Source organism: Abyssibius alkaniclasticus (assembly GCF_020447305.1).
In the GTDB taxonomy this organism is placed as follows: Bacteria; Pseudomonadota; Alphaproteobacteria; order Rhodobacterales; family Rhodobacteraceae; genus Abyssibius; species Abyssibius alkaniclasticus.
The window spans coordinates 1,229,357-1,255,713 of the sequence record NZ_CP095732.1; the positions used below are offsets into that span (position 1 = coordinate 1,229,357).

Annotated in this window: 28 protein-coding genes; 20 read left to right on the forward strand and 8 right to left on the reverse strand. The window is 61.2% G+C overall.

Annotated elements, in window-relative coordinates:
• The first annotated feature begins 1 nt into the window (after position 1).
• From ffh to LGT41_RS06300, 9 genes are all read left to right on the forward strand, one after another.
• Complete coding sequence (ffh, locus tag LGT41_RS06260) at positions 2–1,498, forward strand: signal recognition particle protein (RefSeq protein ID WP_274129256.1); 1,497 nt, start codon at positions 2–4, stop codon at positions 1,496–1,498.
• On the forward strand, positions 1,495–2,007 hold the full coding sequence (locus tag LGT41_RS06265) for a GNAT family N-acetyltransferase (protein ID WP_274129258.1): 513 nt from the start codon (positions 1,495–1,497) through the stop codon (positions 2,005–2,007). Before ffh ends, LGT41_RS06265 begins: the two co-directional genes overlap by 4 nt.
• Positions 2,007–2,312 carry a chorismate mutase gene (locus LGT41_RS06270; RefSeq protein WP_274129676.1) on the forward strand — a complete coding sequence of 102 codons (306 nt, stop codon included), beginning with the start codon at positions 2,007–2,009 and terminating at the stop codon, positions 2,310–2,312. The genes LGT41_RS06265 and LGT41_RS06270 overlap by 1 nt, the downstream gene beginning before the upstream one ends.
• A 32-nt stretch (positions 2,313–2,344) precedes the next feature.
• The gene (rpsP, locus tag LGT41_RS06275; RefSeq protein ID WP_274129259.1) at positions 2,345–2,743 is read left to right on the forward strand and encodes a 30S ribosomal protein S16; all 399 of its coding nucleotides are present in this window, start codon (positions 2,345–2,347) and stop codon (positions 2,741–2,743) included.
• A 106-nt stretch (positions 2,744–2,849) separates the two neighbouring features.
• Positions 2,850–3,350: a ribosome maturation factor RimM gene (gene rimM / locus LGT41_RS06280; RefSeq protein ID WP_274129260.1), complete on the forward strand. Its 501-nt coding sequence runs from the start codon at positions 2,850–2,852 to the stop codon at positions 3,348–3,350.
• Complete coding sequence (gene trmD / locus LGT41_RS06285) at positions 3,347–4,144, forward strand: tRNA (guanosine(37)-N1)-methyltransferase TrmD (RefSeq protein ID WP_274129261.1); 798 nt, start codon at positions 3,347–3,349, stop codon at positions 4,142–4,144. Before rimM ends, trmD begins: the two co-directional genes overlap by 4 nt.
• Position 4,145: 1 nt before the next feature.
• Positions 4,146–4,529, forward strand: a complete 384-nt coding sequence (gene rplS / locus LGT41_RS06290; protein ID WP_274129262.1) for a 50S ribosomal protein L19 — start codon at positions 4,146–4,148, stop codon at positions 4,527–4,529.
• A 23-nt stretch (positions 4,530–4,552) separates the two neighbouring features.
• Complete coding sequence (rpmE, locus tag LGT41_RS06295) at positions 4,553–4,774, forward strand: 50S ribosomal protein L31 (RefSeq protein ID WP_274129263.1); 222 nt, start codon at positions 4,553–4,555, stop codon at positions 4,772–4,774.
• A 69-nt stretch (positions 4,775–4,843) separates the two neighbouring features.
• Complete coding sequence (locus tag LGT41_RS06300; RefSeq protein WP_274129264.1) at positions 4,844–5,653, forward strand: division plane positioning ATPase MipZ; 810 nt, start codon at positions 4,844–4,846, stop codon at positions 5,651–5,653.
• Positions 5,654–5,656: 3 nt separating this feature from the next.
• Here the strand turns inward: LGT41_RS06300 and LGT41_RS06305 are convergent, their stop codons facing one another.
• Positions 5,657–7,174, reverse strand: coding sequence for a serine hydrolase (locus LGT41_RS06305; RefSeq protein WP_274129265.1), 1,518 nt, complete (start codon positions 7,172–7,174; stop codon positions 5,657–5,659).
• A 224-nt stretch (positions 7,175–7,398) separates the two neighbouring features.
• Between LGT41_RS06305 and LGT41_RS06310 the strand changes: the two genes are divergently transcribed.
• The 4 genes from LGT41_RS06310 to LGT41_RS06325 all read left to right on the forward strand — a co-directional run bounded on the left by LGT41_RS06310 (position 7,399) and on the right by LGT41_RS06325 (position 10,159).
• Positions 7,399–7,845, forward strand: coding sequence for a phasin family protein (locus LGT41_RS06310; RefSeq protein ID WP_274129266.1), 447 nt, complete (start codon positions 7,399–7,401; stop codon positions 7,843–7,845).
• A 98-nt stretch (positions 7,846–7,943) separates the two neighbouring features.
• Positions 7,944–8,282 (forward strand): ATP-dependent Clp protease adapter ClpS, encoded by a 339-nt coding sequence (gene clpS / locus LGT41_RS06315; protein ID WP_274129267.1) that lies wholly within the window; start codon positions 7,944–7,946, stop codon positions 8,280–8,282.
• Positions 8,279–9,286, forward strand: coding sequence for a class I SAM-dependent methyltransferase (locus LGT41_RS06320; protein WP_274129268.1), 1,008 nt, complete (start codon positions 8,279–8,281; stop codon positions 9,284–9,286). Before clpS ends, LGT41_RS06320 begins: the two co-directional genes overlap by 4 nt.
• Before the next feature lie 66 nt (positions 9,287–9,352).
• On the forward strand, positions 9,353–10,159 hold the full coding sequence (locus tag LGT41_RS06325; protein WP_274129269.1) for an SDR family NAD(P)-dependent oxidoreductase: 807 nt from the start codon (positions 9,353–9,355) through the stop codon (positions 10,157–10,159).
• Here LGT41_RS06325 and LGT41_RS06330 read toward each other — a convergent pair.
• From LGT41_RS06330 to mntR, 4 genes are all read right to left on the reverse strand, one after another.
• Positions 10,144–11,376 (reverse strand): lytic murein transglycosylase, encoded by a 1,233-nt coding sequence (locus tag LGT41_RS06330; protein ID WP_274129270.1) that lies wholly within the window; start codon positions 11,374–11,376, stop codon positions 10,144–10,146. The two genes, LGT41_RS06325 and LGT41_RS06330, sit on opposite strands and share 16 nt — an antisense overlap.
• Before the next feature lie 91 nt (positions 11,377–11,467).
• Complete coding sequence (gene rnr, locus LGT41_RS06335; protein ID WP_274129271.1) at positions 11,468–13,717, reverse strand: ribonuclease R; 2,250 nt, start codon at positions 13,715–13,717, stop codon at positions 11,468–11,470.
• A 43-nt stretch (positions 13,718–13,760) separates the two neighbouring features.
• Entirely contained in the window at positions 13,761–14,399 is a 639-nt protein-coding gene (locus LGT41_RS06340; RefSeq protein ID WP_274129272.1) for a DUF2238 domain-containing protein, read from the reverse strand.
• Between the two features lie 64 nt (positions 14,400–14,463).
• Complete coding sequence (mntR, locus tag LGT41_RS06345; RefSeq protein WP_274129273.1) at positions 14,464–14,922, reverse strand: manganese-binding transcriptional regulator MntR; 459 nt, start codon at positions 14,920–14,922, stop codon at positions 14,464–14,466.
• 192 nt (positions 14,923–15,114) lie between these two features.
• Here mntR and LGT41_RS06350 point away from each other — a divergent pair, with 192 nt between their 5' ends.
• A complete protein-coding gene (locus tag LGT41_RS06350) occupies positions 15,115–16,401 on the forward strand; it encodes an Nramp family divalent metal transporter (protein WP_274129274.1) in 1,287 nt (428 codons plus the stop codon).
• A gap of 131 nt (positions 16,402–16,532) precedes the next feature.
• The gene (locus tag LGT41_RS06355) at positions 16,533–17,225 is read left to right on the forward strand and encodes an endonuclease/exonuclease/phosphatase family protein (RefSeq protein ID WP_274129275.1); all 693 of its coding nucleotides are present in this window, start codon (positions 16,533–16,535) and stop codon (positions 17,223–17,225) included.
• Positions 17,226–17,231: 6 nt separating this feature from the next.
• Here LGT41_RS06355 and topA read toward each other — a convergent pair whose 3' ends face one another.
• The 3 genes from topA to LGT41_RS06370 all read right to left on the reverse strand — a co-directional run bounded on the left by topA (position 17,232) and on the right by LGT41_RS06370 (position 22,598).
• Positions 17,232–19,841, reverse strand: a complete 2,610-nt coding sequence (gene topA / locus LGT41_RS06360; RefSeq protein ID WP_274129276.1) for a type I DNA topoisomerase — start codon at positions 19,839–19,841, stop codon at positions 17,232–17,234.
• Between the two features lie 103 nt (positions 19,842–19,944).
• Positions 19,945–21,102: a DNA-processing protein DprA gene (gene dprA / locus LGT41_RS06365; RefSeq protein WP_274129277.1), complete on the reverse strand. Its 1,158-nt coding sequence runs from the start codon at positions 21,100–21,102 to the stop codon at positions 19,945–19,947.
• 68 nt (positions 21,103–21,170) lie between these two features.
• Entirely contained in the window at positions 21,171–22,598 is a 1,428-nt protein-coding gene (locus LGT41_RS06370; RefSeq protein WP_274129278.1) for a TldD/PmbA family protein, read from the reverse strand.
• Positions 22,599–22,807: 209 nt separating this feature from the next.
• Between LGT41_RS06370 and coxB the strand changes: the two genes are divergently transcribed.
• Genes coxB through LGT41_RS06395 form a run of 5 tightly spaced genes read left to right on the forward strand, consistent with a single transcriptional unit; the run spans position 22,808 to position 26,337 of the window.
• The gene (gene coxB, locus LGT41_RS06375; protein ID WP_274129279.1) at positions 22,808–23,719 is read left to right on the forward strand and encodes a cytochrome c oxidase subunit II; all 912 of its coding nucleotides are present in this window, start codon (positions 22,808–22,810) and stop codon (positions 23,717–23,719) included.
• A gap of 30 nt (positions 23,720–23,749) precedes the next feature.
• On the forward strand, positions 23,750–24,703 hold the full coding sequence (gene cyoE / locus LGT41_RS06380; protein ID WP_274129281.1) for a heme o synthase: 954 nt from the start codon (positions 23,750–23,752) through the stop codon (positions 24,701–24,703).
• On the forward strand, positions 24,703–24,906 hold the full coding sequence (locus LGT41_RS06385; protein ID WP_274129282.1) for a hypothetical protein: 204 nt from the start codon (positions 24,703–24,705) through the stop codon (positions 24,904–24,906). The genes cyoE and LGT41_RS06385 overlap by 1 nt, the downstream gene beginning before the upstream one ends.
• Positions 24,903–25,496 (forward strand): cytochrome c oxidase assembly protein, encoded by a 594-nt coding sequence (locus LGT41_RS06390; RefSeq protein WP_274129283.1) that lies wholly within the window; start codon positions 24,903–24,905, stop codon positions 25,494–25,496. Before LGT41_RS06385 ends, LGT41_RS06390 begins: the two co-directional genes overlap by 4 nt.
• 34 nt (positions 25,497–25,530) lie before the next feature.
• Positions 25,531–26,337: a cytochrome c oxidase subunit 3 gene (locus tag LGT41_RS06395; protein ID WP_274129285.1), complete on the forward strand. Its 807-nt coding sequence runs from the start codon at positions 25,531–25,533 to the stop codon at positions 26,335–26,337.
• The last annotated feature ends 20 nt before the right edge of the window (positions 26,338–26,357 follow it).

Consider the following 26,357-nt stretch of genomic DNA (forward strand, 5'->3'; position numbering starts at 1 on the left):
CATGTTTGAGACCCTTTCAGACCGCCTGTCAGGCGTATTTGACCGGCTGACCAAGCAGGGCGCGCTGTCGGATGATGACGTAGCAACCGCCCTGCGCGAGGTGCGCGTCGCTTTGCTGGAAGCCGACGTTTCCTTGCCCGTTGTGCGCGATTTCGTCAAATCGGTGCAGGAAAAGGCCACGGGCCAGGCGGTTACGCGCTCGGTGTCGCCCGGCCAGCAGGTTGTCAAGATCGTGCATGACGCGCTTGTCGCCACGCTTTCGGGCGGGGATGAGGGCGCGGGCGCGCTGAAAATCGACAACCCGCCATCGCCCATTCTGATGGTAGGTTTGCAGGGTTCGGGCAAAACCACAACCACCGCCAAGCTCGCCAAACGCCTGAAAGACCGCGAGAACAAGCGCGTGCTGATGGCCAGCCTCGACGTGCGCCGCCCCGCGGCGATGGAGCAGCTGGCGATTCTCGGCAAGCAGATCGGCGTCGACACGCTCCAGATTGTGGCGGGCCAGGACCCTGTTGCCATTGCCAAACGCGCCAAACAGCAGGCCACACTGGGCGGCTATGATGTCTTCATGCTCGACACCGCGGGCCGTTTGCATATTGACGATGTGCTGATGGATGAGGTGATTGCCGTGCGCGACGCCACCAATCCGCGCGAAACCCTGCTGGTGGTTGACGGGCTGACCGGCCAGGACGCGGTGAATGTGGCCGAGCAGTTCGACGGTAAAATCGGCATTTCCGGCGTTGTCCTGACCCGTATGGATGGTGACGGGCGCGGCGGTGCGGCGCTGTCGATGCGCGCCATTACCGGCAAGCCGATCAAGTTTACCGGCCAGGGCGAAAAGATGGACGCGCTGGAAGAGTTCCACCCCAGCCGCGTTGCAGGCCGCATTCTGGGCATGGGCGACATTGTTGCGCTGGTGGAAAAGGCCCAGGAAACGCTGGAGGCCGAACAGGCCGAGCGCATGATGAAGCGGTTCCAGAAGGGCCAGTTCAACATGAACGACATGAAGGGCCAGTTGGAACAGATGCTCAAGATGGGCGGGATGAGCGGCATGATGGGAATGCTTCCCGGCGTTGGCAAAATGCAAAAGCAGATGGAAAGTGCGGGCTTTGATGATTCCGTGCTGCGCCGCCAGATCGCGCTGATCAATTCCATGACCAAACGCGAACGCGCGCGCCCCGAATTGCTGCAGGCCAGCCGCAAGAAGCGTATTGCCAAAGGCGCGGGGCTGGAAGTGCCCGAGCTGAACAAGCTGCTGAAAATGCACCGTCAGATGGCCGATATGATGAAGAAAATGGGCAAGATGGGCAAAAAGGGCCTGATGCGCGGCGGTATGGGCGCGCTGTTTGGCAAAGGCGCCGCCGGAATGCCCGGCGCGGGTGCCGCAGGCCAGCCCGGTGCCGCCCAGGGCGCATTGCCCCCCGGCTTCCCCGGCATGGGCAAGGGCCTTCCATCGGATCTGCCCGGCGGGCTAAGCGGATTTGGGAAGAAAAAGTGACCGCGCACCCCATCCTGGAAACCGAACGGCTGAATCTGCGTGTGCCCGAAATGGGTGACTACGCAGTATATGAGGCGATTCTGCTGGCCGATGCTGTCGGGCATCTGGGCGGGCCGTTTACGCCCGAGGATACGTGGGACGAGTTTTGCATGATGCGCGGGCGCTGGGCATTGCGCGGCACGGGCCAGTTTGCCGTATGTCTGAAAGACGGCCCGCTGATCGGCTTTTGCGGTGTCGACAAAGAGCGCGGCGACCCGGCTGACGAGCTTGGGTTCTTCCTGCTGCCCGCCTGGCACAAACAGGGCTATGGCTATGAGGCGGCGCTGGCCGCACGCGCATTCGCCCATGAAAGTCTTGGCATTCACCTGCTGATAAGCTGTGTGTCCAACGACAATGTTGCATCGGTTGCGCTGGTCAGAAAGCTTGGCGCCGTGGCCGACCCCTCGCTTTACAGCGCCGATATGGGCGATGTGACCATTTTCCGCCACCCCGCACCGGAGGCCGTATGATGAGTGATGCAACAACACGCGCCGCCGCATTGCTGGCCGGCCACCGCGAATCCATCGACCGGCTGGATGCCATTCTGGTCTACACTCTGGCCGAGCGTTTCAAGCATACGCAAGAGGTGGGCCAGCTCAAGGCGCAGCACGACCTGCCGCCAAGCGACCCAGCGCGCGAAGCCAACCAGATTGCGCGGCTGGAAAGCCTGGCACGCGAAGCCGGGCTCGACCCGGCCTTCGCCAAGAAATTCCTGAACTTCATCATTTCCGAAGTGATCAGGCATCATGAGAAACTGAAAGATGATGGCGTTTGATGACGCCGCACCGCCATTAAAGGAGATATAACATGGCAATGAAGATCCGTCTGGCCCGTGGTGGCAGCAAGAAACGCCCCCATTATTCCATTGTGGCCGCCGATAGCCGGATGCCGCGCGATGGCCGTTTCATCGAAAAGCTGGGCACCTATAACCCGCTGCTGGCCAAAGACAGCGAAGAGCGCGTGCAGATGAATGTCGAGCGCGTGCAACATTGGCTGAGCCTGGGTGCCGAGCCGACCGACCGCGTTGCGCGTTTTCTGGAAGCCGCCGGCCTGCGTGAAAAAGCCAGCCGCGCCAACCTGAAAAAAGGCGAGCCGGGCAAAGCCGCCAAAGCCCGTGCCGATGAGCGTGCCGCCAAGGTTGCCGCCGCTGCCGAAGCCGCCGCTGCACCCGCAGAAGCACCCGCTGAAGAGGCTGCCGCAGAATAAGACCTGCCGGGGTTTCGTGCCCCGCCTGTGTAAAACCTTGCCCACGGCGTGCTTGCTGCGCGGCGTGGGCAGTTGTATTTGAAACGGAACCATTCGGGGGCGGATCATGGCGGATGAGTTGATTTGCATTGGCGCGATTGCGGGCGCATTTGGTGTGCAGGGCGAAGTGCGGCTGAAAAGCTTTTGCGCCGACCCGGAGGCCATTGCCGATTACGCCCCGCTTTCCGACAAATCCGGCACGCGCAGCTTTTCGGTGGCGCTGACCAAAGTGCTGAACGGTGCCTTTGCCGCGCGGCTAGGTGGTATTACCACGCGTGAGCAGGCCGAGGCGCTGAAAGGCACGCAGCTTTTTGCGCCCCGCACCCGCCTGCCTGCTTTGCCGGATGACGAGTTCTATCATTCCGACCTTGTGGGGCTCGATGCGGTGGATACGGGCGGCGCCTTGCTTGGCAAGGTCGCCACGGTGCAAAACCACGGCGCGGGCGATATTCTGGAAATCCGTAACCCGAAAGCTTCACTTTTGGTGCCGTTTACCCGTGCCTGCGTGCCAACGGTCGATCTGGCCGCGCGCCGCGTGGTGGTCGACCCGCCGGACGAAAGCGAATGACCATCCCAATGGGGCATAATGCAGGCCAGTGGACAGCGCGAATCATCACGCTTTTCCCCGAAGCCTTTCCCGGTGTGCTGGCCCAGTCGCTGACCGGCAAGGCGCTGGCCGAGGGGCTTTGGGCGCTGGAGACTGTGCAGTTGCGCGATTTCGGGCGCGGCAAGCACCGCAATGTCGATGACACGCCCGCCGGTGGTGGTGCGGGCATGGTGCTGCGCGCCGACGTTCTGGGCGATGCGCTTGACCATGCCGAAAGCGGGCTGTCGCGCGCTGACTGGCCGGTGATTTACCTCTCGCCACGCGGAAAACCCTTTGTTCAGGCCGATGCTGAACGGCTTTCGCGCGCGCAAGGAGCCACGTTTTTATGTGGCCGGTTCGAGGGTGTGGACGAGCGTGTGCTGGCCGCAAGGCAGGTCGAGGAATTTTCCCTGGGTGATTTCATTCTGACCGGCGGAGAGATTGCAGCACAGGCCTTGATTGATGCATCGGTTCGGCTTATACCCCGCGTGCTTGGGAATCAGGTATCGACCGAGGCGGAAAGCTTTTCGCACGGGCTGCTTGAACACCCGCACTACACAAGGCCCAACGATTGGGAAGGCCATGCAATACCCGATATTCTGCTATCGGGGCACCATGGCCAGATTGCCGCGTGGCGGCAGGCCCAGTCGGAAAAGCTGACCAAGGAACGTCGTCCCGATCTGTGGCGGGCTTACAATCGTAAGGACCCGGTGACAGACCAGCAGCTCTCGGACGCGAACAACGGCGCCAGTAAAGGCGCGCAAAAGGACGACTGACATGAACATCATTCAACAGCTCGAGGCCGAGCAAATCGCCGCCCTCGGCAAAGACATTCCGGATTTTTCGTCGGGTGACACCATTCGCGTTGGCTACAAGGTCACCGAAGGCACCCGTTCGCGCGTGCAGAACTATGAAGGCGTTGTGATTGCCCGCAATGGCGGCAAAGGCATCGGCGCCAGCTTCACCGTGCGCAAAATCTCGTTTGGCGAAGGTGTGGAGCGTGTATTCCCGCTGCATTCGCCGAATATCGACAACATCACCGTGGTTCGCCGTGGCCGTGTGCGTCGTGCCAAACTGTATTACCTGCGCACCCGTCGCGGTAAATCGGCCCGTATCATCGAAAAAACCAATTATCGCGAATTGGGCGGTTCGGCTGAATAAGCCGCGCATTGCAGGAGCATGACATGAAAAACGACATCCATCCCGAATATCACACCATCACCGTCAAGATGACCGATGGCACCGAGTTCCAGACACGCACGACCTGGGGCAAGGAAGGCGACGTGATGAACCTTGATATCGACCCGACCTCGCACCATGCCTGGACCGGCGGCAACGCCCGTCTGCTGGATACTGGCGGCCGTGTCTCGAAATTCAAAAAGAAATACGAAGGCCTGGGCTTCTAAACCCAACCTGTGCCAAAACGACAAAACGCGCCCCAATTGGGCGCGTTTTTTTAACTGGTAGGGGCGGATATGGCGCATATCATCGTCATGGGGAACGAAAAGGGCGGGTCGGGCAAATCGACCACGGCCATGCATCTTCTGGTGGCTCTGGCGCGTTCGGGCCTCGCGGTTGGCGCGCTCGATCTTGATCTGCGTCAGCAAAGCTTCTTTCGCTATCTTGACAACCGCGCCGCCTATATTGCGCGCACGGGCATCAGCCTGCCCATGCCCGCCCAGCACCGGCTGACGGCCTCGCAGATCGATTCATCGCGCGATGCCCGGGCCGAGGAAGAGGCGCGCTTCACCACCGCCCTGCAAGAGCTTGAGGCCCAGACCGATTTCATTCTGATCGATTGTCCCGGTGCGCACACGCGCTATGCGCAGATGGCCCATGCGGTGGCCGATACCTTGATCACACCGATGAATGACAGCCTGATCGACTTTGATCTGCTGGCGCGGATCGACCCGGCCAACAACAAGGTGATCGGCCCGTCAATCTATTCCGAAATGGTGTGGGAGGCGCGGCAATTGCGCGCCAGCGCCGGTCTGAAGCCGATTGACTGGGTGGTGCTGCGCAATCGCATGGCCACGGTCAATGCCAAGAACCGCCACAAGGTTGGCCGCGCGCTTGGCGAGCTTTCCAAGCGCATCGGCTTTCGCATTGTGCCGGGGTTTTCGGAACGCGTGGTGTTTCGCGAATTGTTCCTGAGCGGGCTGACATTGCTCGATCTGCGCGAGGCTGACCGCAACATGATGTCGCTGTCCAATATCGCCGCGCGCCAGGAAGTGCGCGAATTGCTGCGCGCGCTGAAACTGCCGGATGTCGAGACCGCGATCTAGCGCCTAGATTTGCGGCGCAATCACCAGACATTCCTGTGTAAGCGCCACGAGCCGTGCGCAGGCGCGGTTGGCGGCATCCCCGCTCATGCCGATGAAGCGCGCGCGGAACATGGTGCGGCCATTCACGATGGTGCTGGAAATATCACGCGTGGCGCCATTCAGGCTTTCCATCTGGGCCAGTGCGGTTTGAATGAGGTGCCGTTCGGCCTTGTCGCGCGTGCTGAAGGCGCCAAGCTGCACCGACCAGCTGCCAATGGCGGCACTTGCCACGACAACGCGGGCCTGTTCGCTGCGCGGCTGCTCGGCCTGGGCGACAAGCTCTGCCGAGGCGGTTTCTGCCGGAACATTTGCCACCACGCCGGTATCAAGCGGCGGCCGGCGTTCGGGGCGCCGGGCGGCTATGACGATGTCGTCATCCCCGCCATCGCCCATTTCCACACGTGATGCAGCCTCGATTGCGGCAACATTCATGGCGGCATCAGCGGCAACGAGCGCGGCGCTGATCGCATTTTGCTCGGCCTCGATTGCGGCGGCGGGAATGGTATTTTCAGCAACGCGCAGCGTAGGTGCAGTGCGATGCGCCGGGCGGCTGGCCGTGCGCACCAAGGCTTCCTGCCGGTTCGGGCGTTCGGCGGGGTTGGCGCGCGTCGCGATAACCGTTTCACTTTGGCCGGGGGCGGGCAGATGCAGGGCTGCAAGCTGCACATTGGCCGCCCGGCTTGGGGCGCGGTTGAAGCCAAGGTCAAGCAGGCGCGCCATTTCCTGGTTGCGCTGGTTGACCGATGTGCCGCCAAGGAAGGTTGCGATGATCCGTTCCTGCCCGCGCTGGGCTGACGAGGTCAGGTTGTAGCCCGCCGCCGAGGTATACCCGGTCTTGATTCCGTCTGCACCGCGATAGGCGCTCAGAAAGCGGCGGTTGGTGTTGTAGATGGTGCCCATCTCGGTTTCGGTCGTGTTGCGACTGAACAGGTTGTAATATTGCGGAAAGTCGCGAAACAGGCGCTGGCCAAGCAGGGTCATATCGCGCGCTGTTGACAGATGGCCATTGGCGGTCAGCCCGTTGGCATTGCGAAACGTGGTGTTGCGCATCCCCATCTCGCGCGCGGCCTGGGTCATCCGTTCGGCGAAAGCCGCCTCGCTGCCGCTGATAAGCTCGCCTATGGCCGTGGCGGCATCATTGGCCGAGCGGATGGCGGCACCGCGAATAAGCGTGCGCACACTCACCTTCTGACCCGTGCGCAAGCCAAGTTCTGATGGCGGCATCGAGGCGGCATGGGATGAGATCGTAACCTGCTGATCCAGCGTGATGCGGCCCGCCTCAAGCTCGACAAAGGCCAGATACAGGGTCATCATTTTGGTGAGTGATGCGGGATGAACGCGCAGATCGGCGTTGCGCGCATACAGAACCTCGCCGGTGCGTGCATCCATGACAAATGAAGCGGTAGGCTGGGCGACCGCAAAGCCGGCCCACATACTCGCAACCAGCGCGAGAATCACCCCGCGCGTAAAATTCTTTAACATCGGAATCATCCGAAAGCTCGATTTCGCCTCTGGCCCGATTTTTCGGTGCCGTTTTACTGCTTGGTCACTATAACACGGTGTTTTTGAATGGAAATACTTTATTTTCAGTTTATGAAAACGCGCAAAAGCAAAAATGTTGCGCTGCAACATAGCTCTTGACGCAGTGCAGCATTTTGCCTATATATCCATCAATACCAAAACACTTAACCGATGGAGACACTCCTATGGCAAACGCAAAAACCACCAAATCCGCAACCGAACAGGTTGAAGCAATGACCGCAGACACCCAGAAAGCCGTGACCGAACAGGTTGAAAAGCTGACCAAAGGTCTTGAAGGCGTAACCGCTTTCGGCCAGGGCAATGTCGAAGCGCTGGTAAAATCGTCCGAAGTGGCTGTCAAAGCCGTTGAAGGCCTGAACAGCGAAGTATCCGCCTTCTCGAAAAAATCCTTCGATGAGTCGGTTGCCGCTGCAAAAGACTTCGCCTCGGCGAAAACAGTTGCCGAAATGGTTGAAAAGCAGACCGCTTTCGCACAGGCCTCGATGGAGCAGTTTGTTGCCCAGTCGACCAAAATGAACGAACTGTTCGCAGCCGTTGTCAAAGACGTGACCGCACCCTGGAATGCACGTGTTGACGCCGCAACCAACATGATGAAATCTTTCGCAGCTTAAGCACTTGCGAAATGACTTGGGAAAAGGGGGCCTCGCCCCCTTTTTTCATACCCGGCTTCGCGCTATATGAAAGCGAACGGAACAGGCGCAACAAACCCATGACGAAGCATTATTCAGCCGCAAACCAGCCCCCCGAGGATGAGGGTGAGATTGGTGTGGCCACCAAGGTGAAGCCGCAAACCGCGCGCCCGCCGCTTTACAAGGTGCTGATGCTGAATGACGATTACACGCCAATGGAATTTGTTGTGCATGTGTTGCAACGGTTTTTTGGTATCGACGAGGCTTTGGCCGCCAAAATCATGATGACCGTGCATTTGAAGGGCGTGGCCGTGGTCGGCGTATTTACCCATGAAATTGCTGAAACCAAGGTCACGCAGGTCATGGATTATGCCCAGCGCCACCAGCATCCGCTGCAATGCACGCTTGAGAAAGAATGAGTTTGCGCCTGGCCCATGCGCTTGAATTTGGCGTGGTGCCGCCGCTTGCGGGCCCGATGCTGGCCATCAATGCCTATCGTTCCGCCGATATTGCCGCCTTGCCGCAAGGGGGGTTGCAGGTGCAGCAGGGCGATTATATGGCCCATGCGGCGCTTGTCGCTGCGGGATATGCGGTTGCACCGCAGGTTGAGGGGCGTTTTGCGGGCGCCCTGGTGCTGGCCGCACAGAACCGCGAGCAAAACTTCGGGCATTTGGCGCAGGCCGTGAGCATGGTCGAACCCGGCGGCATCGTGCTGCTGGACGGCGCAAAATCGGCAGGGATCGATGCGCTCGCCCGCAGCCTGAAAGTGGCCGGGCTGGCGGTGGAAACCCATGCCAAGGCGCATGGCAAGCTCGTGTGGTTCCACCGCCCCGAAACCCTGCCCGAAACCTTCAGCGAATGGGCGGGCCTTGCGGGAATGCAGGAAAATGCGGCCGGGTTCATCACCGCGCCCGGCATGTTCAGCCATGCCAAACCCGATGCGGGCAGCGCGTTTCTGGCCGCGTTTCTGCCCGAAAATCTAACAGGCAGTGTGGCCGATTTCGGTGCCGGATGGGGCTGGCTTTCGGCTGAAATTCTGGCGCGAAACCCGTCGCTTGACGACTTGCACCTGGTTGAGGCCGATCATGCGGCCCTGACCGCCGCGCGGCGCAATATCAGTGACGGGCGCGCGCGGTTTCACTGGGGCGATGCAACGCAAAACACCGGCCCCGCACGGTTTGGCACCATCATCATGAACCCGCCCTTCCACCGGCAGGGCGCCACCAACCCCGACCTTGGGCGCGATTTTATCACCAGTGCCGCCAGCCAGCTTGCGCCGACAGGCCAGCTCTATATGGTCGCCAACCGCCAATTGCCCTATGAGGCGACTTTGGCCGGCTTGTTTGGTGAGGTGAATACCCTGGCGCAAAGCGGTGTTTACAAGGTCATCCACGCCGCCCGGCCAAAACGCCGCGGAAAATAGGCGAATTCTGCTTCTGAATCGCGGGCAAATGGCCTAGAAGGCTGTTTGGACAAGGGAGTGCAGCACATGGCAACCGGGCTTGAAGGAAAATCGGTCATCATCACGGGTGCCGCCGAGGGTGTGGGGCTGGCCATTGCGCGCCGCTTTGCCCAGGTTGGCGCAAATGTCATGATGACCGATGGCAATGATGCACAGCTTGTGGCCGCTGCCCAAAGCCTTGACGGAAGCAAGGGCGAGGTGGCGCATCATGCGGGCGATCTGCGCGAGAAGCTGAGCATCGCCAACCTGCTGGCCGCCTGTATCGACGCGTTCGACCGGGTCGATATTCTGATCAACGCCAAAACCGTTGCCGCCAAGCCGGATGAGGATGAGGACGAGGAACAGGCGCTTGAAAAGCTGATGGCCGAGCTTGTCACCGGCCCGCTGCGGCTAAGCCGGGCCGTGGCCAAGCGGATGATCCAGCAAGCGGATGCGCGCCCGCGCGACGAGCCTGCGGGCGCGATCGTGAATATCTGTTCGATTGCCGCGCGGCGCACCTTGCCGGCTTTGCTGCCGTTTTCCGTGGCCTCGGCCGCACAGGAACAGCTGACCCGCGGGCAGGCGGCGCGCCTGGCTTCGCACCAGATTCGTGTGAACGGCCTGGCACTGGGTGGCGTAATGACCCCAAGCCTGCGCGAACGCCTGAAGGTGGAAGACAGTCTGGCCGACCGCATGATCGCCGCAACCCCGCTTGCGCGGATTGGCGAGGCCGATGAGGTGGCGGATGCGGCGCTTTTTCTGGCCTCACCGGGGGCGAGTTTCATCACCGGGCAGGTATTGGCAATCGACGGGGGCCGCTCGATTCTCGACCGGCTCGATCAGCCCGCCTCCTGACGCAGAAGCGCCAGCAGCGCCACCGTCGGCTCACCATCGCTCAACAGGCCTTTGGCCGATTGAAAGCCACGGATCGCGCTGCGCGTATTTGGCCCCATAAGCCCGTCGGCGGTGCCGGGCGCATAGCCGAGCCGCGCCAGAATCGTTTGAATTTCAACAATTTCCGCGCCGCTCAGCGGGCGTTCATCGCGTGGCCATGCGGCAAGCAGCGGGCCGGCGCCATTGATGCGGTCGGCCAGAAGCCCCACGGCCAGCGCATAGCTATCGGCATTGTTATAGCGTTTGATCACCTGAAAATTCGGGTAGATCGCAAAGACCGGGCCACGCCCGCCAGCGGGCGCCCACAGGGCAAAGGGCGCGCCGCTGTATAGCGCGCCTTCAGCCCGGCGCACGCCAAGCCCGGCCCAGAATCCGGCGCTGTTGCGGGTTTCACCATCGACAAGCGCAAAATCAAAGCCGGCGGGCAGAAGCACTTCATGCACGATGGGCGCGCCGCGCTGAAAGCCGTTTTCGGCCAGATAATTGGCTGCAGAGGCCAGCGCGTCAGCGGGGTTGTTGCCCCAGACATCGCGCCGCCCGTCGCCGCTCAGATCGCGCGCATAGGCCAGGTAGGAGCTGGGCATGAACTGCGTATGCCCCATTGCCCCCGCCCAGGAGCCCGTAAGGTTGCGCGGGGCGACATCGCCATTGCCCAGAATACGGAACACGTTCATCAACTCACGCTCGGCCCAGCTGCGGCGGCGGCCTTGCGTGGCAAGGGTGCCAAGGGCTTCGACAACCGGAATGTCGCCGCGCACGGCGCCGTAATTGCTTTCCATCCCCCAGATCGACATGACGACCTGGCTGTCAACCGGAAATCGGCTTTCGATGGCGCGCAAGGTGCGGGCATTGCGGCGCGCCAGGCGGCGGCCATTGGTGATGCGCGTATCAGACACGGCGCGGTCCAGATAATCCCAGATCGCACGCCGAAACTCGGCCTGATTGGCATCGCGATAGGCGACTTCGGTATTGAAACCACGCCCGCGAAAGGCAGAATCAAACAGCGCGGCGGGCACACCATTGCCAAGCGCGCGGGTGCGAAACCCGTCGCGCCAGGCGGCAAACCGCGCCTGCTGGTCAGCCGTGGCGGCGGGAAATTCGGTGGGCGATGACTGGGCCATGCTGATGGCGGGAATACCTAGGGACAGGGTAAGCAGAATTGCAAGGATCAGGCGCATCTAACAGGCTCCGGCAGCAGAAATAAACCAATTGCTTGCAGCATAGCCAGTGTGCCCCGTGCATGTAAGCCGGGCCTTTGCGCATCGGCAATTACTTGCGCGGCTTGCGCTTGGCCTTGTCGCGCTTGATTTTGGCGCGCACGAGTTTGCGTTTTGGCCCCCCCGCGCCGCGCCCGCGCGGGCCCGCCACAATGGGTTTGCCCTGCAATTCCAGCAAATCGAAAGCCAGCCCGCCGGTAATCGGCACAGCCTCGGCCAGGCGGACACGCGCGCGCATTCCCGCCGCGATCAGCCGTCCGGATTTTTCGCCCTTCAGGGTTTGGGCGTCGGCGTCATACTGGAAATATTCGTGCCCGATAGCCGAGATCGGCACCAGCCCATCGGCGCCCGTTTCATCGAGCCTCACGAACAGGCCAAAGCGTGCAACGCCCGACACCATACCGTCCATTTCCGTGCCCACCCGTTCCGCCAGATAGGCGGCAAGGTAGCGGTCGGTCGTGTCGCGCTCGGCCACCATTGCGCGGCGTTCGGTGGCGGATACGGCGGTGCCGATATCGGCCAGCCGTTCGGCCTGGTCAAGCGGCAGGCCATCGCGGCCCCAATCATGCACCGTAATCAGCGCACGATGCACGATCAGGTCGGCATAGCGGCGGATCGGGCTGGTGAAATGCGCATAGCGGCGCAGATTCAGGCCAAAATGGCCAAAATTCTGCGGCGCGTAATAGGCTTGCGTCATGGAGCGCAGCACCGACATGTTGACCATTTCGGCAAACTCACCCCCCGCCGCCGCATCGAGCAGGCGGTTGAGGTGGCGCGTTTGCAGAACCTGCCCCTTGGCCAGCGTCAGCCCGACCTCGCCCACCACTTCGCGCAGGGCTTCGAGCTTGTCGACGGCGGGTTCCTCATGCACACGGTAAAGCAGCGGCTGGCGCGCGGTCTCCAGCGTTTCAGCGGCGCAGACATTGGCCAGCACCATGCATTCTTCGATCAGCTTGTGGGCATCGAAGCGGTCACGAAAGGCCACGGAAGTAACCTGGCCTGCCTCATCCAGCACGATCTTGCGTTCGGGCAGGTCCAGGTGCAGGGGCTGGCGGCGGTCGCGTTCGGCCTGCAGCGCCTTATAGGCGGCCCAGAGGGGTTTGATGGCGCTTTCCAGCACCGGCGCTGTCGCCGCATCGGCATAGCCATCGGCGGCGGCCTGGGCCTGTTCGTAAGACAGGGCCGCATGGCTGCGCATCAGCCCGCGCTTGAATTCGTGGCCAAGCCTGGCACCCTGGGCGTTCAGCACGATGCGCAGCGCAATACAGGGGCGGTCGACATCGCCATGCAGGCTGCACAGATCGCCCGAAAGCGCGTCGGGCAGCATGGGCACAACGCGGTCGGGAAAGTAGCAGGAATTGCCGCGCTTCAGCGCCTCGCGGTCGAGCGGGCTGCCGGGGCGCACATAATGGGCGACATCGGCAATCGCCACCCAAAGGATATGGCCACCGGGATTGGCGGGGTTGTCATCCGCCATCGCGGCGACAGCGTCATCGCGGTCGCGCGCATCGGCCGGGTCGATGGTGATCAGCGGGAGGTGGCGCAGATCGGTGCGCTTGCCAAGCTCCACGGGTTCGGCAGCGGCGGCGGCCTCGATCACCTCATCGGGGAAGGTGTCTGGAATGCCATGTTCATGAATGGCAATCAGCGACACGGCCTTTGGCGCGCTCGGGTCGCCAATGCGCGCGACGATGCGCGCCTTGCGCAAGCCCATACGGTTTTTGGGTCCGGCAGGCTCGGCCTCGACCAGTTCGCCATCGCGCGCTCCGTTCCGATCGCCCACCGCCACCTGATATTCGTCGCCCTGGCCCTTGCCCACGGGCAGGATGCGCCCGCCATGATCGGCCTGGCGGAACACGCCGACAATGCGCGCGGCCGCCTGGGCTATGCGGCGAATGGGGCGGGCATGGTGGGTAATGGGGGCGGGGGCATCCACCGCCTCGGTCTTGGCCAGAACCCTGTCACCCCGTGCCAATGCAGGGGCCGAGGGGTTGGGCAGGACCAGCGCGCGCGGCGCGGCGGCCTTGCCTGTCCACACCGCCGGGCTGGCCAGAAGCTCGCCATCGCTGGTTTGCCCGTCGATGACCAGCACAGCAACCGGGGCCAGCACATCCGGATCGGCAAAGCTGCGGCGCTTCTTTTCCAGATGCCCCTCATCGCCAAGCGCGCGCAGCATGGCCTTAAGCTCGATACGCGCAGCCCCCTTGATGCCAAAAGCCTTGGCGATATCGCGCTTGGTGGCGGCACCCGGGTTTTCGCGGATGAATTCCAGCAACTGGTTTTTTGAGGGCATTTTGTTCATGCCCCGCCCCTAGCACGGCGATTGCGCCCCGTCATGCGAATTCCTAACGGTTGCGTTTGCGAAACAGCCGCTGATTGGCCTTGACGAATTTGTCGATAAGGTAAGACAGCCAGCCGAAATGCCGCCGCTTGAGGTAGAAAAACCCCGCCGTTGCCCCGAGTGCTGCGCCGATCGTATTGACGATCAGGTCCCACATCGTATCGAGCAGGCCGGATTTTTGCATGTTCAGCCCGAAGGACTGATCCATGAAAAATTCAAAAATCTCCCAGAGCGCGCCGATGGACACGCCGAATGTAAAGCTGAACAGGGCAATGGCGATGGGGGGCGCGGCATAGCGGTCGCCCTCAAACATCATGAAAATGAGGATGAACCCCATAAGCCCGAAACCGATGGCCGAGCCGGTATGCAGCACCACATCCCACCACCAGTATTTGTTGTAAAAATCCCCGACCTCGCCCAGAAACAATGTGGCAAACAGGAACAGGACGATGGCGGCACCAAATTCTGCCGGGAGCTTGATGTTGAACCGGCTTTCAAAGGCCATTGGCAGAAAGGTCAGCGTAAGTGTGACAATGGCAACGAAAGCCGCGCTCCAGCGGCCAAGGACAAGGGCGGCAATCGCGGCGATGACCAGCGTGGCCCACACGAACAGAACAAGGCGGGATTGTTCACGAAATTTCATAAGGCAGATGTAGGATATGGGCCTGCCGATAACAACCGTCTTCGCAGTGCGGGCCCGGCATTTGCTAGGGTTGGGGCGCGTTTGCCTTTTTGGCCAGAAAAACCTCGAAAGCCTCTAGCGTGCGGCGCGAAACGTGATGTTCAATCCCTTCAGCGTCGCGTTCTGCATAGTCAGACGGCACGCCGAGTGCGACGAGCAGATCAACCACAATCCGGTGACGCCCGCGCACGCTTTGCGCCAGTTTCGCGCCTTCCTCGGTCAGGAAAATTCCGCGATAGGGCCGCGATGTCGCCAATCCTTCTCGCTTGAGGCGTGCAATGGTCTTGGTTGCGGTAGGATGCGCCACGCCCATCCGTTCCGCGATATCGGCGACACGTGCTTCGCCCTGTGCCTCGATCAAATCGCCGATCAACTCGACATAGTCTTCGAGCAATGCGCGTGACTGAACTTCGCGTGCGCGCGCGAACCGTCCGGCCTGCTCGGCGGGCGTAACCTGTGTCGCTGGGTTTTTTGCGTCGGTCATTGCGCTTCTTTCTGCCTAGCCAAGTGGATCGGGGCGAATTGTCACGGTTGGAAACATTTTGAAGCCAAGGGTAATATTTACGCTTGAAGAAACCAACCTTTTTTTCGCATTTGCCGGGGCGGTGACGATAAACCCACTTGTTATAAATCTAGCCAAGGCTATATTTTGCAGCAATAGCAAAGGCGGCCAGGAATGATCAGCACCGAACGCACCCGACAAGGCATGGCCGATGTCCTTTCCGGACAGCGCCGCGGCCTGTTCAGCCGGTTCCTGTTCGTGGGGCCGGCGGTTATCGCGTCTATCGCCTATATGGACCCCGGAAACTACGCCACGAATATTCAGGCCGGGGCGGGATACGGGTATCAACTGCTTTGGGTCGTGCTGATGGCGAACCTCATTGCCATGCTGTTTCAGGGGCTGTCGGCGCGACTGGGCATCGTGACCGGCAAGAATCTGGCCGAAATCTCGCGCGACAATTTCCCCAGGCCCGTGGTCTGGGGCATGTGGGCGGTCAGCGAGGTTGCGGCGATGGCCACCGACCTGGCCGAGTTTCTGGGTGGCGCGATTGGCCTGTCGCTGCTGTTCGGCCTGCCGCTGATCTGGGGCATGGCGGTGACGGCGATCGTTACCTATGGCATATTGATCTTCGAGCGGCACGGGTTTCGCACGATGGAACTTATCATCGGCACGATGGTTGCGATCATTGCGCTTTCCTATCTTGTCGAACTGGTGATCGCGCCGGTCGATTGGGGCGCGGCGGCAACGGGCCTTGTTACCCCGGCTTTGCCCGATGGCGCGGCACTCACGATTGCGGTGGGCATTATCGGTGCCACCGTCATGCCGCACGCGATTTTCCTGCATTCCGGCCTGACACAAAGCCGCGCCACAATTCGCAACGAAGGCGAGCGCCGCCGCATCCTGCGGTTTTCCAATATCGAGGTCGTCGTGGCGCTGGCGATTGCCGGCATGGTCAACATGGCAATGGTGATCATGGCGGCCAGTGCGTTCAACCAGGGCAATAGCGGCGTTGCCGAAATCGAAACGGCCTATTACCTGCTGACGCCGCTGCTTGGCTCGGCGGCGGCGGCTGTGTTTCTGGTCTCGCTGATCACGTCGGGCATCTCAAGCTCGGTCGTCGGCACGATGGCGGGGCAGATGATCATGCAGGGGTTCTTGCATTTTCAGGTGCCGATCTGGCTGCGCCGACTGGTCACCATGCTGCCCGCCTTCGGCGTGGTCGCGCTGGGCTATAACGCAACCGATGCTCTGGTCATGTCACAGGTTGTGCTGTCCATCGCTTTGCCGGTTCCAATGATCGCCCTGATTATCTTCACATCCAGACGGGATGTCATGGGGTCTTATGTGACAGGTCCGTTCGTCAGGGCGCTGTCATTCGCCGGGGCGACTGCCGTTCTTGGCCTTAATTTCGTTCTTCTCGCGGCAACATTCGGCCTGCCGATCCCGTTTTTGCAAGGATAACCGGCACGGCAATCGCACAGGTGATGCGCATTGAAGCACCGGTTTGGAAGGCCGGGGCGGCACCGCCAGCGCAAAACCTGGGCGAATTGAAAATTTGGCTGCGCTTCCCCATATGATGAGCGGGAGGCCGTATGTTTCGCATTGCCAGTTACAATATCCGAAAGTCCATCGGGCTGGATTACCGGCGCGACCCGCTGCGCGTGCTGGGCGTGGTCAATAGCCTTGCGGCCGATATCGTTGCCCTGCAAGAGGTTGACCGCCGGTTCGGCACCCGCAAAAGCAGCATTCCTGCGGCTTTGCTGAAGGATGAAACCGACTATTTTGCGCTGGATGTGGCCACACGGAATGGCAGTATCGGCTGGCATGGCAATGCGATTTTGCTGCGCCGCGGCACAAGGGTGACGCGCATTTCGCGCATTGATCTGCCGGGGCTGGAGCCGCGCGGTGCCGTCTCGGCCGATCTTGCGCTGGCCAGTGGCCCGCTGCGGGTGGTGGGCCTTCATCTGGGGCTGCGCAGCAAGGACCGGCGCACGCAATCAGCAGCACTTGTGGAACATCTGAAAACCCTGCCCGACATGCCCGCCATTGTGATTGGTGACTTCAACGAATGGAGCCAGCAGGGCCGCAACCTGACCGCGCTTCACAGCGTGCTTGATATGCATGTGCCGGGGCGCAGCTACCCTACGCAGCGCCCGGTTGCCCAGTTGGACCGGATCGCCCATAGCCGCGACTTGCGGGTGGAAAACAGCGCCGTGCATCGCTGCAAGTCGGCAGCGCGCGCGTCGGACCATTTGCCGATCTGGGCCGATATGGCCCGCGCCTAGCGCCGTTTATTCGGCTTTTTTCCGTGCTGCGGGCTTTTTGGCAGCGGCTTTCTTCGCCGCCGGTTTTTTCTTCGCCGTCGGTTTTTTGGCGGCTGTCTTGCGCTTGGGTTTGGTTGCGGCTTTGGCGTTGATCAACCCGATCGCGGCTTCAAGCGAAATATCCTCGGGCGTGAGTTCCTTGGGAATGGTCGCGTTGATCTTTTCCCATTTCACATAGGGGCCATAGCGCCCGGGCATCACGGCAATCGGCCCGCCTTCGGGGTGGTCGCCAAGTTCACGCAAGGGCTTGGCCGCCGCACCACGGCCCGCGCCGCCACGCGCGGCCTTTTGCGCGATGATTTCAACGGCGTGGTTCATGCCTATGGTGAACAGTTCGTCGGCATCCTTGAGGTTGGCATATAGTTTGGACGGCTTGCCGCCCTCCTCCTCCGCAGGTTTGTGCCACAGCACATAGGGGCCGAATCGTCCCAAATTTGCCTCGATCTCACCACCATCCGGATGGGTGCCAATGGCACGCGGCAGCGACAGCAGGTCGAGCGCTTTTTGCAGGTCCACCGCATCGGGCGCCAGCCCCTTGGGCAGCGAGCTGCGCTTGGGTTTGGGTTCCTCTTCCGTCACCTCGCCAAGCTGCACGAAGGGGCCATAGCGGCCGACGCGCAGGCTGACGGGCAGGCCGTTATCGTCATGGCCCAGCAGCTTGCCATCGGGGCCGATATCGCCGTTGATATCGCCGGAAAGCGGGCGGGTGTAGCGGCATTCGGGGTAATTCGAACATCCAATAAAGGCCCCGCCGGAGCGCGCGGTTTTCAGGTTCAACTGCCCGTTGCCGCAGGTTTTGCAAATGCGCGGCGTCGGGTCTTCGGGCGTTTTGGGGAAGAGATGCGGCTCCAGCACCTCGTTGATTTTCTCAAGCACATCGGTGATGCGCAGCTCTGCCGTCTCACCAATCGCGGCCGAAAAATCGCGCCAGAAACGTGCCAGCAGCACCTGCCAGTCCTCATCGCCGGCCGAAACCTTGTCGAGGTCGTCTTCCAGCGCGGCGGTAAAATCATATTCCACATAGCGGCGGAAGTAATTCTCAAGGAAAATGGTAACCAGGCGACCCTTGTCTTGCGGGATGAGGCGGCCCTTGTCCTTGGCGACATAATCACGGTCCTGAATGGTGGTGATCACGCTGGCATAGGTCGAGGGGCGGCCAATGCCCAGTTCTTCCATGCGTTTCACGAGCGTCGCCTCGGTATAGCGCGGCGGCGGCTGGGTGAAATGCTGCTCGGGCGTCACCGCCTCTTTGAGCAGCTTTTCGCCCACGGCAAGCTGGGGCAGGCGGGCGTCATCATCTTCGGCCACATCGTCGCGGCCTTCCTGATAGACCTTCAGAAAACCTTCGAACACAACCACCTGGCCATTGGCGCGCAGCAGCACCTGGCCATCTTGCGCACCAATATCAACGGCCGTGCGCTCCATGCGGGCGGCTTCCATCTGGCTGGCGATGGTGCGCTTCCAGATCAGGTCGTAAAGCTTGCGCTCGTCACCATCCAGCCGCAGCTTTTCGGGCGATTTATCCATTTCCGTGGGGCGAATACATTCATGCGCTTCCTGCGCATTCTTGGCCTTGTTCTTATACATGCGCGGCGATTTGGGCAGGAAACTTTCGCCAAATCGGGCGCGGATCGCATCGCGCGCGGCCATCACGGCCTCGGGCGCCATGTCAATCCCGTCGGTCCGCATATAGGTGATGTGCCCGGCCTCATACAGGCGCTGGGCGGCGCGCATGGTGGTTTGCGCACCAAAGCCGTGCTTGCGGCTGGCTTCCTGTTGCAGCGTCGAGGTCATGAAAGGGGCCGAGGGGTTGCGGCTGGCGGGCTTGGCTTCGACATTCAGCACGGTAAGGTCGCGGCTTTTGACCGCCTGCACCGCAAGGCTGGCATCGGTTTCATTGGCAAGGTCGAATTTGTCGAGCTTCTTGCCGGCAAGCTCGATCAGCCGCGCATCAAAGGCAGCGCCGCGCGGGTTGGTCAGCGCGGCGGTCACGCTCCAATATTCCTGCGGTTTGAAGGCTTCGATCTCCATCTCGCGCTCGACAATCAGCCGCAAACAGACCGATTGCACACGCCCAGCCGAGCGCGAGCCGGGCAGTTTGCGCCACAGAACGGGTGAGAGTTTGAAGCCGACAAGATAGTCCAGCGCACGGCGCGCCAGATAGGCGTTGACCAGCGGCATATCGATTTCGCGCGGGTTTTCCATTGCCTTGGTCACGGCGGCCTTGGTGATGGCGTTGAACACCACACGCTCCACATGGGTGGTTTTCTTGATGGCGCGGCGTTTGAGCAGCGCCTCTTGCAAATGCCATGAAATCGCCTCGCCCTCACGGTCGGGGTCGGTTGCAAGGATGAGCGTGTCGTCATCCTTCAGCGCATCGGCAATCGCCTTGACATGCTTTTGCGAGGTGGTCGCCACCTCCCAGAGCATCTCGAACTTGTTGTCGGGGTCGACCGAGCCGTCTTTTGGCGGCAGGTCGCGCACATGGCCATAAGAGGCCAGAACCGTATAGCCCGGGCCCAGATACTTGTTGATTGTCTTGGCCTTAGCGGGGGATTCGACAACGACGACGGCCATGCAAGACTCCGGAAATAACTGGGTTCGGTTTGGGCGCGGAACATGTGGGGCATGTGGGGCGCTTGTCAACCGCTCATTATTTTGAGGGCAGGATTGCGCCGCGTTACGCGGTTTTCATCACGCGCCCACCGGGGGCGCGGGCGATGGCGCCCTGCATTTCCAACTCCAGCATCGCGCCAAGCACCTCGGGGGCGGGTTGGGCAAGATCGCGGATCAGCGCATCTTCATCAATCGGCGTGGTGGAGAGCAAGGCCAGGATGCGGGCCGGCAATTCGGTCGGGGCCAGCATTTCGGCGGCTTGCGGCGGGCTTGCGGCAGATGCGTGGATGAAGGCGGGCGCGCGGCGCGGGGGCGGGGCGCCCAAAGCCTCGATCACATCATCAATGCCGCGTAGCATGGGTGCGCCATCGCGGATGAGCATGTTGCAGCCGCTTGCGCGGCCATCATAGGGGTGGCCGGGCACGGCCATGACCTCGCGCCCGGCATCAAGCGCAAGCCGTGCGGTGATCAGGCTGCCGGATTTGGCGGCGGCCTCGATGACCAGCACCGCCTGCACCATGCCCGCCACAATGCGGTTGCGGGCCGGAAAATGCCGCGCCTGAGGCTGTGTGCCGGGGGCGAGTTCAGTCATGCAGACCCCGCGTTCGGGAATATCGGCGGCGAGCTTTGCGTTCTCGGGCGGATAAACCACATCCAGCCCGCCCGCCATCACCGCCACTGTGCCATGCGGCACCGCGCCCATATGCGCCGCCGTATCAATGCCGCGTGCAAGGCCGGAGACAACGACAAACCCCGCCTCGCCAAGCTCATCGGCCAGTTTCTGCGCCATGCGCATCCCAAGCGATGAGGCATTGCGCGCCCCGACCATAGCGACCAGCGGGCGCATCAGCACATCGGTGCGGCCCTTGCACCACAGCAGCGGCGGGGCGCTGGGCAGGCCAGACAGGGCGGCGGGATAATGCGCCTCGCCCATGCAGAGCATCTGCGCGCCAAGCTTGCGCGCAGCCTTCATTTCGGCGCGGATCACGCCTTCGGGGCAGGGTTCATAATTGGCAACGCCAGCAGCGGCGGCGACATCGACCAGTGCCGCAAGTGCCGCCCTGGCATTGCCATGTTCGGCCATAAGGCGGCGAAAGGTGGTCGGCCCAACGCGGCGCGAGCGGATCAGGCGCAGCCAGTCAAACCGCGCCGCATCATCCATCGGCGGGGCAATAAGCGCGGTGTCATGCGCATCTTCGGCAAAGAAATACTCGGTCTCCATCGCGCCCCCGTGGTTTGGGGGAGTGTGGGGTGGGGATGGTTAACAGCGCGTAAACGATGCCGGGCGCGTCACACCCCGGACCCGCCCACCGTCAGCCCGCCAATCAGCAGGGTCGGCTGCCCCACGCCGACCGGCACCCATTGGCCGGCTTTCCCGCAGGAACCAAGGCCCGGGTCCATCGCCATGTCATTGCCGATCGCGCGGATGTTTTGCAGCGCGGTGGCACCGTCACCAATCAGCGTGGCACCCTTGACCGGCGCGCCGACCTTGCCGTTCTTTACGCGATAGGCCTCGGTGCAGGAGAACACGAATTTGCCGTTGGTAATATCGACCTGTCCGCCGCCAAAGCCCACGGCATAGATGCCGTTCTTGATCTCGGCGACCACATCTGCGGGGTCGGCCTGGCCACCCAGCATGATGGTGTTGGTCATGCGCGGCATGGGGGCGTGGGCGTAGGATTGGCGGCGGCCATTGCCGGAGGAGCCTGTGCCCAGCAGGCGGCCATTCTGGCGGTCATTCATATAGCCGACGAGGATGCCATCCTCGATCAGCACATTGCGCGCGCTTGGCGTGCCCTCGTCATCAAAGGTGATGGAGCCGCGACGGTCGGGGATGGTGCCATCATCGATTACATTCACGCCGGGGGCGGCCACGCGGCTACCCATCAGTTCGGAAAATACCGACGATTTCTTGCGGTTGAAGTCACCCTCCAGCCCGTGGCCAACCGCCTCGTGCAGCATGATGCCGGGCCAGCCATTGCCAAGGGCGACATCCATCATACCGGCCGGCGCGTCTTCTGCCGACAGGTTCACCAGCGCAATGCGCAATGCCTCGGCCACCAAACCTTGCCATGTGTCCGGCGTCATCAATTGCGCCAGCCCGTGCCGCCCGCCGCCAGCCGCCATGCCGGTTTCGCGCCGCCCGTCATGCTCGACAATGACCGAAACGTAAAACTGCGCCATTGGCCGCGTATCGGCAAACTGGCTGCCCTCGGGGCGCAGAATGACCACCTCTTGCAGGCTGGCATTCAGCCGGGCTGACACCTGAACCACGCGGCGGTCGAGCGCGCGGGCATAGTCGTTAAGCGCGGCCAGCAGGTTCACCTTGCTGGTAAAATCCGCATCGGCAATCGGGTCGATCTCGGCGTAAAGGTGGCGGTTGGTGCTGCGCGGGCCGTCGGCCAGCACTCCACCGCCCGCACCCACGGCCAGCCGCGCGGTTTCTGCCGCGCGCTTCAGGGCTGATTCGGAAATCTCGGTGGAATGCGCATAGCCCGCCGCCTCGCCGCGCACAGCGCGCAAACCAAAGCCTTCGGCCGCGTCATAGCTTGCGTTTTTCAGGCGCCCGTCATCAAAAACCAAAGATTCCGACCGGCGGCGCTCAAAAAACAACTCGCCATCATCGGCACCATTGGTGGCAGCGCGCAAAACTGACAGGGCTGAGTCGATTTCGAGTTGAGAATCAAAAGGGCTGAAGGGGGTAAGCTGTTCGGGCATGTCACTCTTTCTGGTCGCAGATTTGCCAAGCTTGGCGCGGGTTGCGACAATTTGCGAGGTAAAAAGCGGCCTATTGCCGCAAACGGATCGCTTGTTATCTGTGGCGTAATATGGTCAATCATGAACAACAAACAACCGCGCTTTGTGCTGCTTTATGCGGCATGGGCGCAAGACGGCGCCCCGGCGCCTTTGATAACGGGAATGAAAACATGCGGATTGGCAAGTTTGTGAATGGGCTGACGACGGGGCTTATGTCGGTGTTTGTCGGGGTTATGCTGGCTGGGGGCGCCCGGGCACAGGACATGCTGGGCGAGCTTGAAACCGTCGGCAAGCCGCAGGCGCAGGGCTATACTTTCCAGCCCGCCGCAACCGAACTGGCCTCGGACATTCACTGGCTGCACAACTTCCTGATGTGGATCGTAACCGCGATTACCATTTTCGTCGTGCTGCTGCTGGTCTGGGTGATCGTGCGCTACAACAAGCGCGCCAACCCCACGCCTGCGCGCTTTACCCATAACACCCCGATCGAGCTGATCTGGACGATCGTGCCGATTCTCATTCTGATCGTGATCGGTTCGCAGTCCCTGCCGGTTCTGTTTCGTCAAATGGAAATTCCTGAAAGCGATATCACCATCAAGGCCACCGGGCAGCAATGGTATTGGGAATATGACTATCCGCAAAACGGGGTCAGCTTTGCGGCCATCATGCTGGCGCGCCAGGATCTTGCGGAATATGGCTATGCCGATGACGAATATCTGCTGGCCACCGATAATGCGATGGTCGTTCCGGTTGGCGCCGTTGTAAAAATGCTGATCACATCGCCGCTGGAAGGTGTCATCCATTCATGGACCGTGCCCGCCTTTGGTGTGAAGCTTGATGCCGTGCCGGGCCGTTTGCAGGAAACCTGGTTCCAGGCCGACCGCGAGGGTGTATATTTCGGCCAATGTTCCGAGCTTTGCGGGCTGAACCATTCCTACATGCCGATCACCGTAAAGGTTGTCAGCCCCGAAGCCTATGCCGCGTGGCTTGAAAGCATGGGCGGCACAACTGCCGAGGCAACCGCCGATGCAGGCGCTGCAACTGCTGGCGCAGAGCAGGTGGAACTGGCCGCGGCCGAATAAGTGGGTGCAGACACACCCAAGGAAGCAATGATGAGCGATTCCAGTTGGACAGCGAACCCAGCACACGAGGCGCAATTCGGTGACTATATCGAATTGCTGAAGCCCCGTGTCATGCGGCTGGTGATCTTCACGGCGGCCGTTGGTCTGCTGGTGGCGCCAAATGCGGTGCATCCTGTTGTTGCTCTGGCCGCCATATTGTGCATCGCCGTCGGGGCGGGGGCTTCGGGCGCGCTCAACATGTGGTGGGATGCCGATATTGACCGCTTGATGACACGGACCGCAAAGCGCCCCATACCTTCGGGCCGGGTCGCGGCGGGCGAGGCTTTGGCCATCGGGATAGCCCTGACGGGCTTCAGCGTGGTGCTGCTTGGCCTGTTTGCCAATCTGCTGGCCGCCGGGCTGCTGGCCTTTACAATCTTCTTTTATGTCGTGGTCTACTCCATGTGGCTCAAGCGTATCACGCCGCAAAATATTGTCATTGGCGGCGCTGCAGGTGCCTTTCCGCCAATGATCGGCTGGGCCGTTGCCACGGGCGGTGTGGGCGTTGAAAGCCTGCTGATGTTCGCGCTGGTTTTCATGTGGACGCCGCCGCATTTCTGGGCGCTGGCGCTGTTTCGCAACGAGGATTACAAGCGCGCCAATGTGCCGATGATGCCGGTCACACGCGGCGAGGTATCGACCCGCCGCCAGATCTTTGCCTATGCCGTTCTGCTGGCCCCGATCGCGATTGCACCGGCCTTTACCCAGATCGGCGGGCCGGTCTATTTCCTCCTTTCGCTTGTTCTGAACGCGATGTTCGTGTCTGGCGCCATCGGGCTGAGCCGCCGGACAGCCGAAATGGCCGCGGCAAGCAAATACCGCGCCGAGAAGCGTTTTTTCGGCTTTTCAATCCTGTATCTGTTCCTGCATTTCGTAGGGCTGTTGGCTGAAGCCGCATTGCGTGGCGTCAACCTCAATTGGGCCGCATGGCCGGTGGTGTTCTGATGACTGTATTTCGCGAACCGCACGAGCTTCATAAACGGCGCGCCAGCCGCAATATCGGGCTGGGCCTTGTGCTTGGCACCTTTGTCGTGGTGGTGTTTTCCGTTACCATTGTAAAAATGAGCCAACCGCAAGCCGAGAATCCGCGCGCGCCGAACTTCAACCCGAGCGCGGTTGCCGCAGAGGCCGCAGAGGCTGCCGAATGAGGGCGCGGAACAAAAATTCCGCTCTCGCCCTGCGGCTTTTGGCGATCGTGGTTTTCATGGTCGGCCTGTCCTTTGCTGCCGTGCCGCTTTACAACCTGTTTTGCAAGGTCACCGGCTTTGGCGGCACCACATCCACCGCCGATGCGGGCAGCGATGTCATCCTGAACGAAACCATCAGTATCCGCTTTGATGCCAGCATTGACCCGTCGATGGGCTGGGAGTTTCGCCCCGCACAGGGCGCGATGGATCTGCGCATTGGCGAAACCGGGCTGGCCTTTTACGAGGCCTATAACCCCACCGACCGCCCCATTGCCGGGCAGGCGGTTTATAACGTGACGCCATTTTCGGCGGGCGGGTATTTTACCAAAATCGACTGTTTCTGCTTCACCGAACAGTTGCTGATGCCCGGCGAACGGGTCATGATGCCGGTAACGTTCTTTGTCGATCCGGAAATCGTAACCGATGCCGAAGGCAAGTTCGTGCGTGAAATCACGCTGTCCTACGCCTTTGGCGAAATCGAATTGACCGAAGAAATGCGCTTGCGGATTGCCGAAGCCGCCCAGAATGACGAGAATGTCCCCATCAACTGATGGCGACCGTGTGTGAATGAAGGACCCATAATCAATGGCACATGAGAAGAACCACGACTATCACATCCTCAAGCCGAGCATCCTGCCGTTTCTGGGGGCGCTTTCGGCCTTTATCATGTTCTTTGGCGCCGTGCTGTGGATGAAAGGCAGCGCGCCCTACATGTTTGCCATCGGCCTCATTGGTGTGCTTTACACAATGTTCGACTGGTGGAAAGAGGTTGTGAAGGAAAGCCATGAGGGCGACCATACGCCGGTTGTCGTGCTGGGTCTGCGCTATGGCGTGATTCTGTTCATCACCTCGGAAGTGATGTTCTTCTTCGCCTGGTTCTGGGCGTTCTTCAAAAACGCGCTCTATCCGATGAGCGACAATTACCCGGCGGTCAACGGTGTCTGGCCACCTGCCGGTATTGAAACCTTCGATCCCTGGCATCTGCCGCTGATCAACACGCTCATCCTACTGTGTTCGGGGGCTGCGGCAACCTGGGCCCACCATGCGATTGCACATGAAAACAACCGCAAAGACCTTGTGAACGGGCTGATCCTTGCCATTGTGCTGGGCCTGCTCTTCACTTTCTTCCAGGCCTTTGAATATAGCGAAGCCGCCTTTGCCTTTGGCAGCGGCGAAAGCGTCTATGGTGGCGTGTTCTTCATGGCGACCGGGTTTCACGGCTTCCATGTCATCGTCGGCACGATCTTTTTGGCCGTTTGCCTGATCCGTGCGCTCAAAGGGCATTTCACACCCGAACGCCATGTCGGCTTTGAAGCCGCCGCTTGGTATTGGCACTTTGTTGATGTTGTCTGGCTGTTCCTGTTCATCTCTGTCTATATCTGGGGCGGCTGAGCTGACGCACTGGCGCTATT

What these genes read in the sequence shown, in the direction of transcription:
- ffh (WP_274129256.1), top strand. Translation starts at nt 2, where the DNA reads ATGTTTGAGACCCTTTCAGACCGCCTGTCAGGCGTATTTGACCGGCTG.
- LGT41_RS06270 (WP_274129676.1), top strand. Translation starts at nt 2,007, where the DNA reads ATGAGTGATGCAACAACACGCGCCGCCGCATTGCTGGCCGGCCACCGC.
- rpsP (WP_274129259.1), top strand. Translation starts at nt 2,345, where the DNA reads ATGGCAATGAAGATCCGTCTGGCCCGTGGTGGCAGCAAGAAACGCCCC.
- rimM (WP_274129260.1), top strand. Translation starts at nt 2,850, where the DNA reads ATGGCGGATGAGTTGATTTGCATTGGCGCGATTGCGGGCGCATTTGGT.
- trmD (WP_274129261.1), top strand. Translation starts at nt 3,347, where the DNA reads ATGACCATCCCAATGGGGCATAATGCAGGCCAGTGGACAGCGCGAATC.
- rplS (WP_274129262.1), top strand. Translation starts at nt 4,146, where the DNA reads ATGAACATCATTCAACAGCTCGAGGCCGAGCAAATCGCCGCCCTCGGC.
- rpmE (WP_274129263.1), top strand. Translation starts at nt 4,553, where the DNA reads ATGAAAAACGACATCCATCCCGAATATCACACCATCACCGTCAAGATG.
- LGT41_RS06300 (WP_274129264.1), top strand. Translation starts at nt 4,844, where the DNA reads ATGGCGCATATCATCGTCATGGGGAACGAAAAGGGCGGGTCGGGCAAA.
- LGT41_RS06305 (WP_274129265.1), bottom strand. Translation starts at nt 7,174, where the DNA reads ATGTTAAAGAATTTTACGCGCGGGGTGATTCTCGCGCTGGTTGCGAGT.
- LGT41_RS06310 (WP_274129266.1), top strand. Translation starts at nt 7,399, where the DNA reads ATGGCAAACGCAAAAACCACCAAATCCGCAACCGAACAGGTTGAAGCA.
- clpS (WP_274129267.1), top strand. Translation starts at nt 7,944, where the DNA reads ATGACGAAGCATTATTCAGCCGCAAACCAGCCCCCCGAGGATGAGGGT.
- LGT41_RS06320 (WP_274129268.1), top strand. Translation starts at nt 8,279, where the DNA reads ATGAGTTTGCGCCTGGCCCATGCGCTTGAATTTGGCGTGGTGCCGCCG.
- LGT41_RS06325 (WP_274129269.1), top strand. Translation starts at nt 9,353, where the DNA reads ATGGCAACCGGGCTTGAAGGAAAATCGGTCATCATCACGGGTGCCGCC.
- LGT41_RS06330 (WP_274129270.1), bottom strand. Translation starts at nt 11,376, where the DNA reads ATGCGCCTGATCCTTGCAATTCTGCTTACCCTGTCCCTAGGTATTCCC.
- rnr (WP_274129271.1), bottom strand. Translation starts at nt 13,717, where the DNA reads ATGAACAAAATGCCCTCAAAAAACCAGTTGCTGGAATTCATCCGCGAA.
- LGT41_RS06340 (WP_274129272.1), bottom strand. Translation starts at nt 14,399, where the DNA reads ATGAAATTTCGTGAACAATCCCGCCTTGTTCTGTTCGTGTGGGCCACG.
- mntR (WP_274129273.1), bottom strand. Translation starts at nt 14,922, where the DNA reads ATGACCGACGCAAAAAACCCAGCGACACAGGTTACGCCCGCCGAGCAG.
- LGT41_RS06350 (WP_274129274.1), top strand. Translation starts at nt 15,115, where the DNA reads ATGATCAGCACCGAACGCACCCGACAAGGCATGGCCGATGTCCTTTCC.
- LGT41_RS06355 (WP_274129275.1), top strand. Translation starts at nt 16,533, where the DNA reads ATGTTTCGCATTGCCAGTTACAATATCCGAAAGTCCATCGGGCTGGAT.
- topA (WP_274129276.1), bottom strand. Translation starts at nt 19,841, where the DNA reads ATGGCCGTCGTCGTTGTCGAATCCCCCGCTAAGGCCAAGACAATCAAC.
- dprA (WP_274129277.1), bottom strand. Translation starts at nt 21,102, where the DNA reads ATGGAGACCGAGTATTTCTTTGCCGAAGATGCGCATGACACCGCGCTT.
- LGT41_RS06370 (WP_274129278.1), bottom strand. Translation starts at nt 22,598, where the DNA reads ATGCCCGAACAGCTTACCCCCTTCAGCCCTTTTGATTCTCAACTCGAA.
- coxB (WP_274129279.1), top strand. Translation starts at nt 22,808, where the DNA reads ATGCGGATTGGCAAGTTTGTGAATGGGCTGACGACGGGGCTTATGTCG.
- cyoE (WP_274129281.1), top strand. Translation starts at nt 23,750, where the DNA reads ATGAGCGATTCCAGTTGGACAGCGAACCCAGCACACGAGGCGCAATTC.
- LGT41_RS06385 (WP_274129282.1), top strand. Translation starts at nt 24,703, where the DNA reads ATGACTGTATTTCGCGAACCGCACGAGCTTCATAAACGGCGCGCCAGC.
- LGT41_RS06390 (WP_274129283.1), top strand. Translation starts at nt 24,903, where the DNA reads ATGAGGGCGCGGAACAAAAATTCCGCTCTCGCCCTGCGGCTTTTGGCG.
- LGT41_RS06395 (WP_274129285.1), top strand. Translation starts at nt 25,531, where the DNA reads ATGGCACATGAGAAGAACCACGACTATCACATCCTCAAGCCGAGCATC.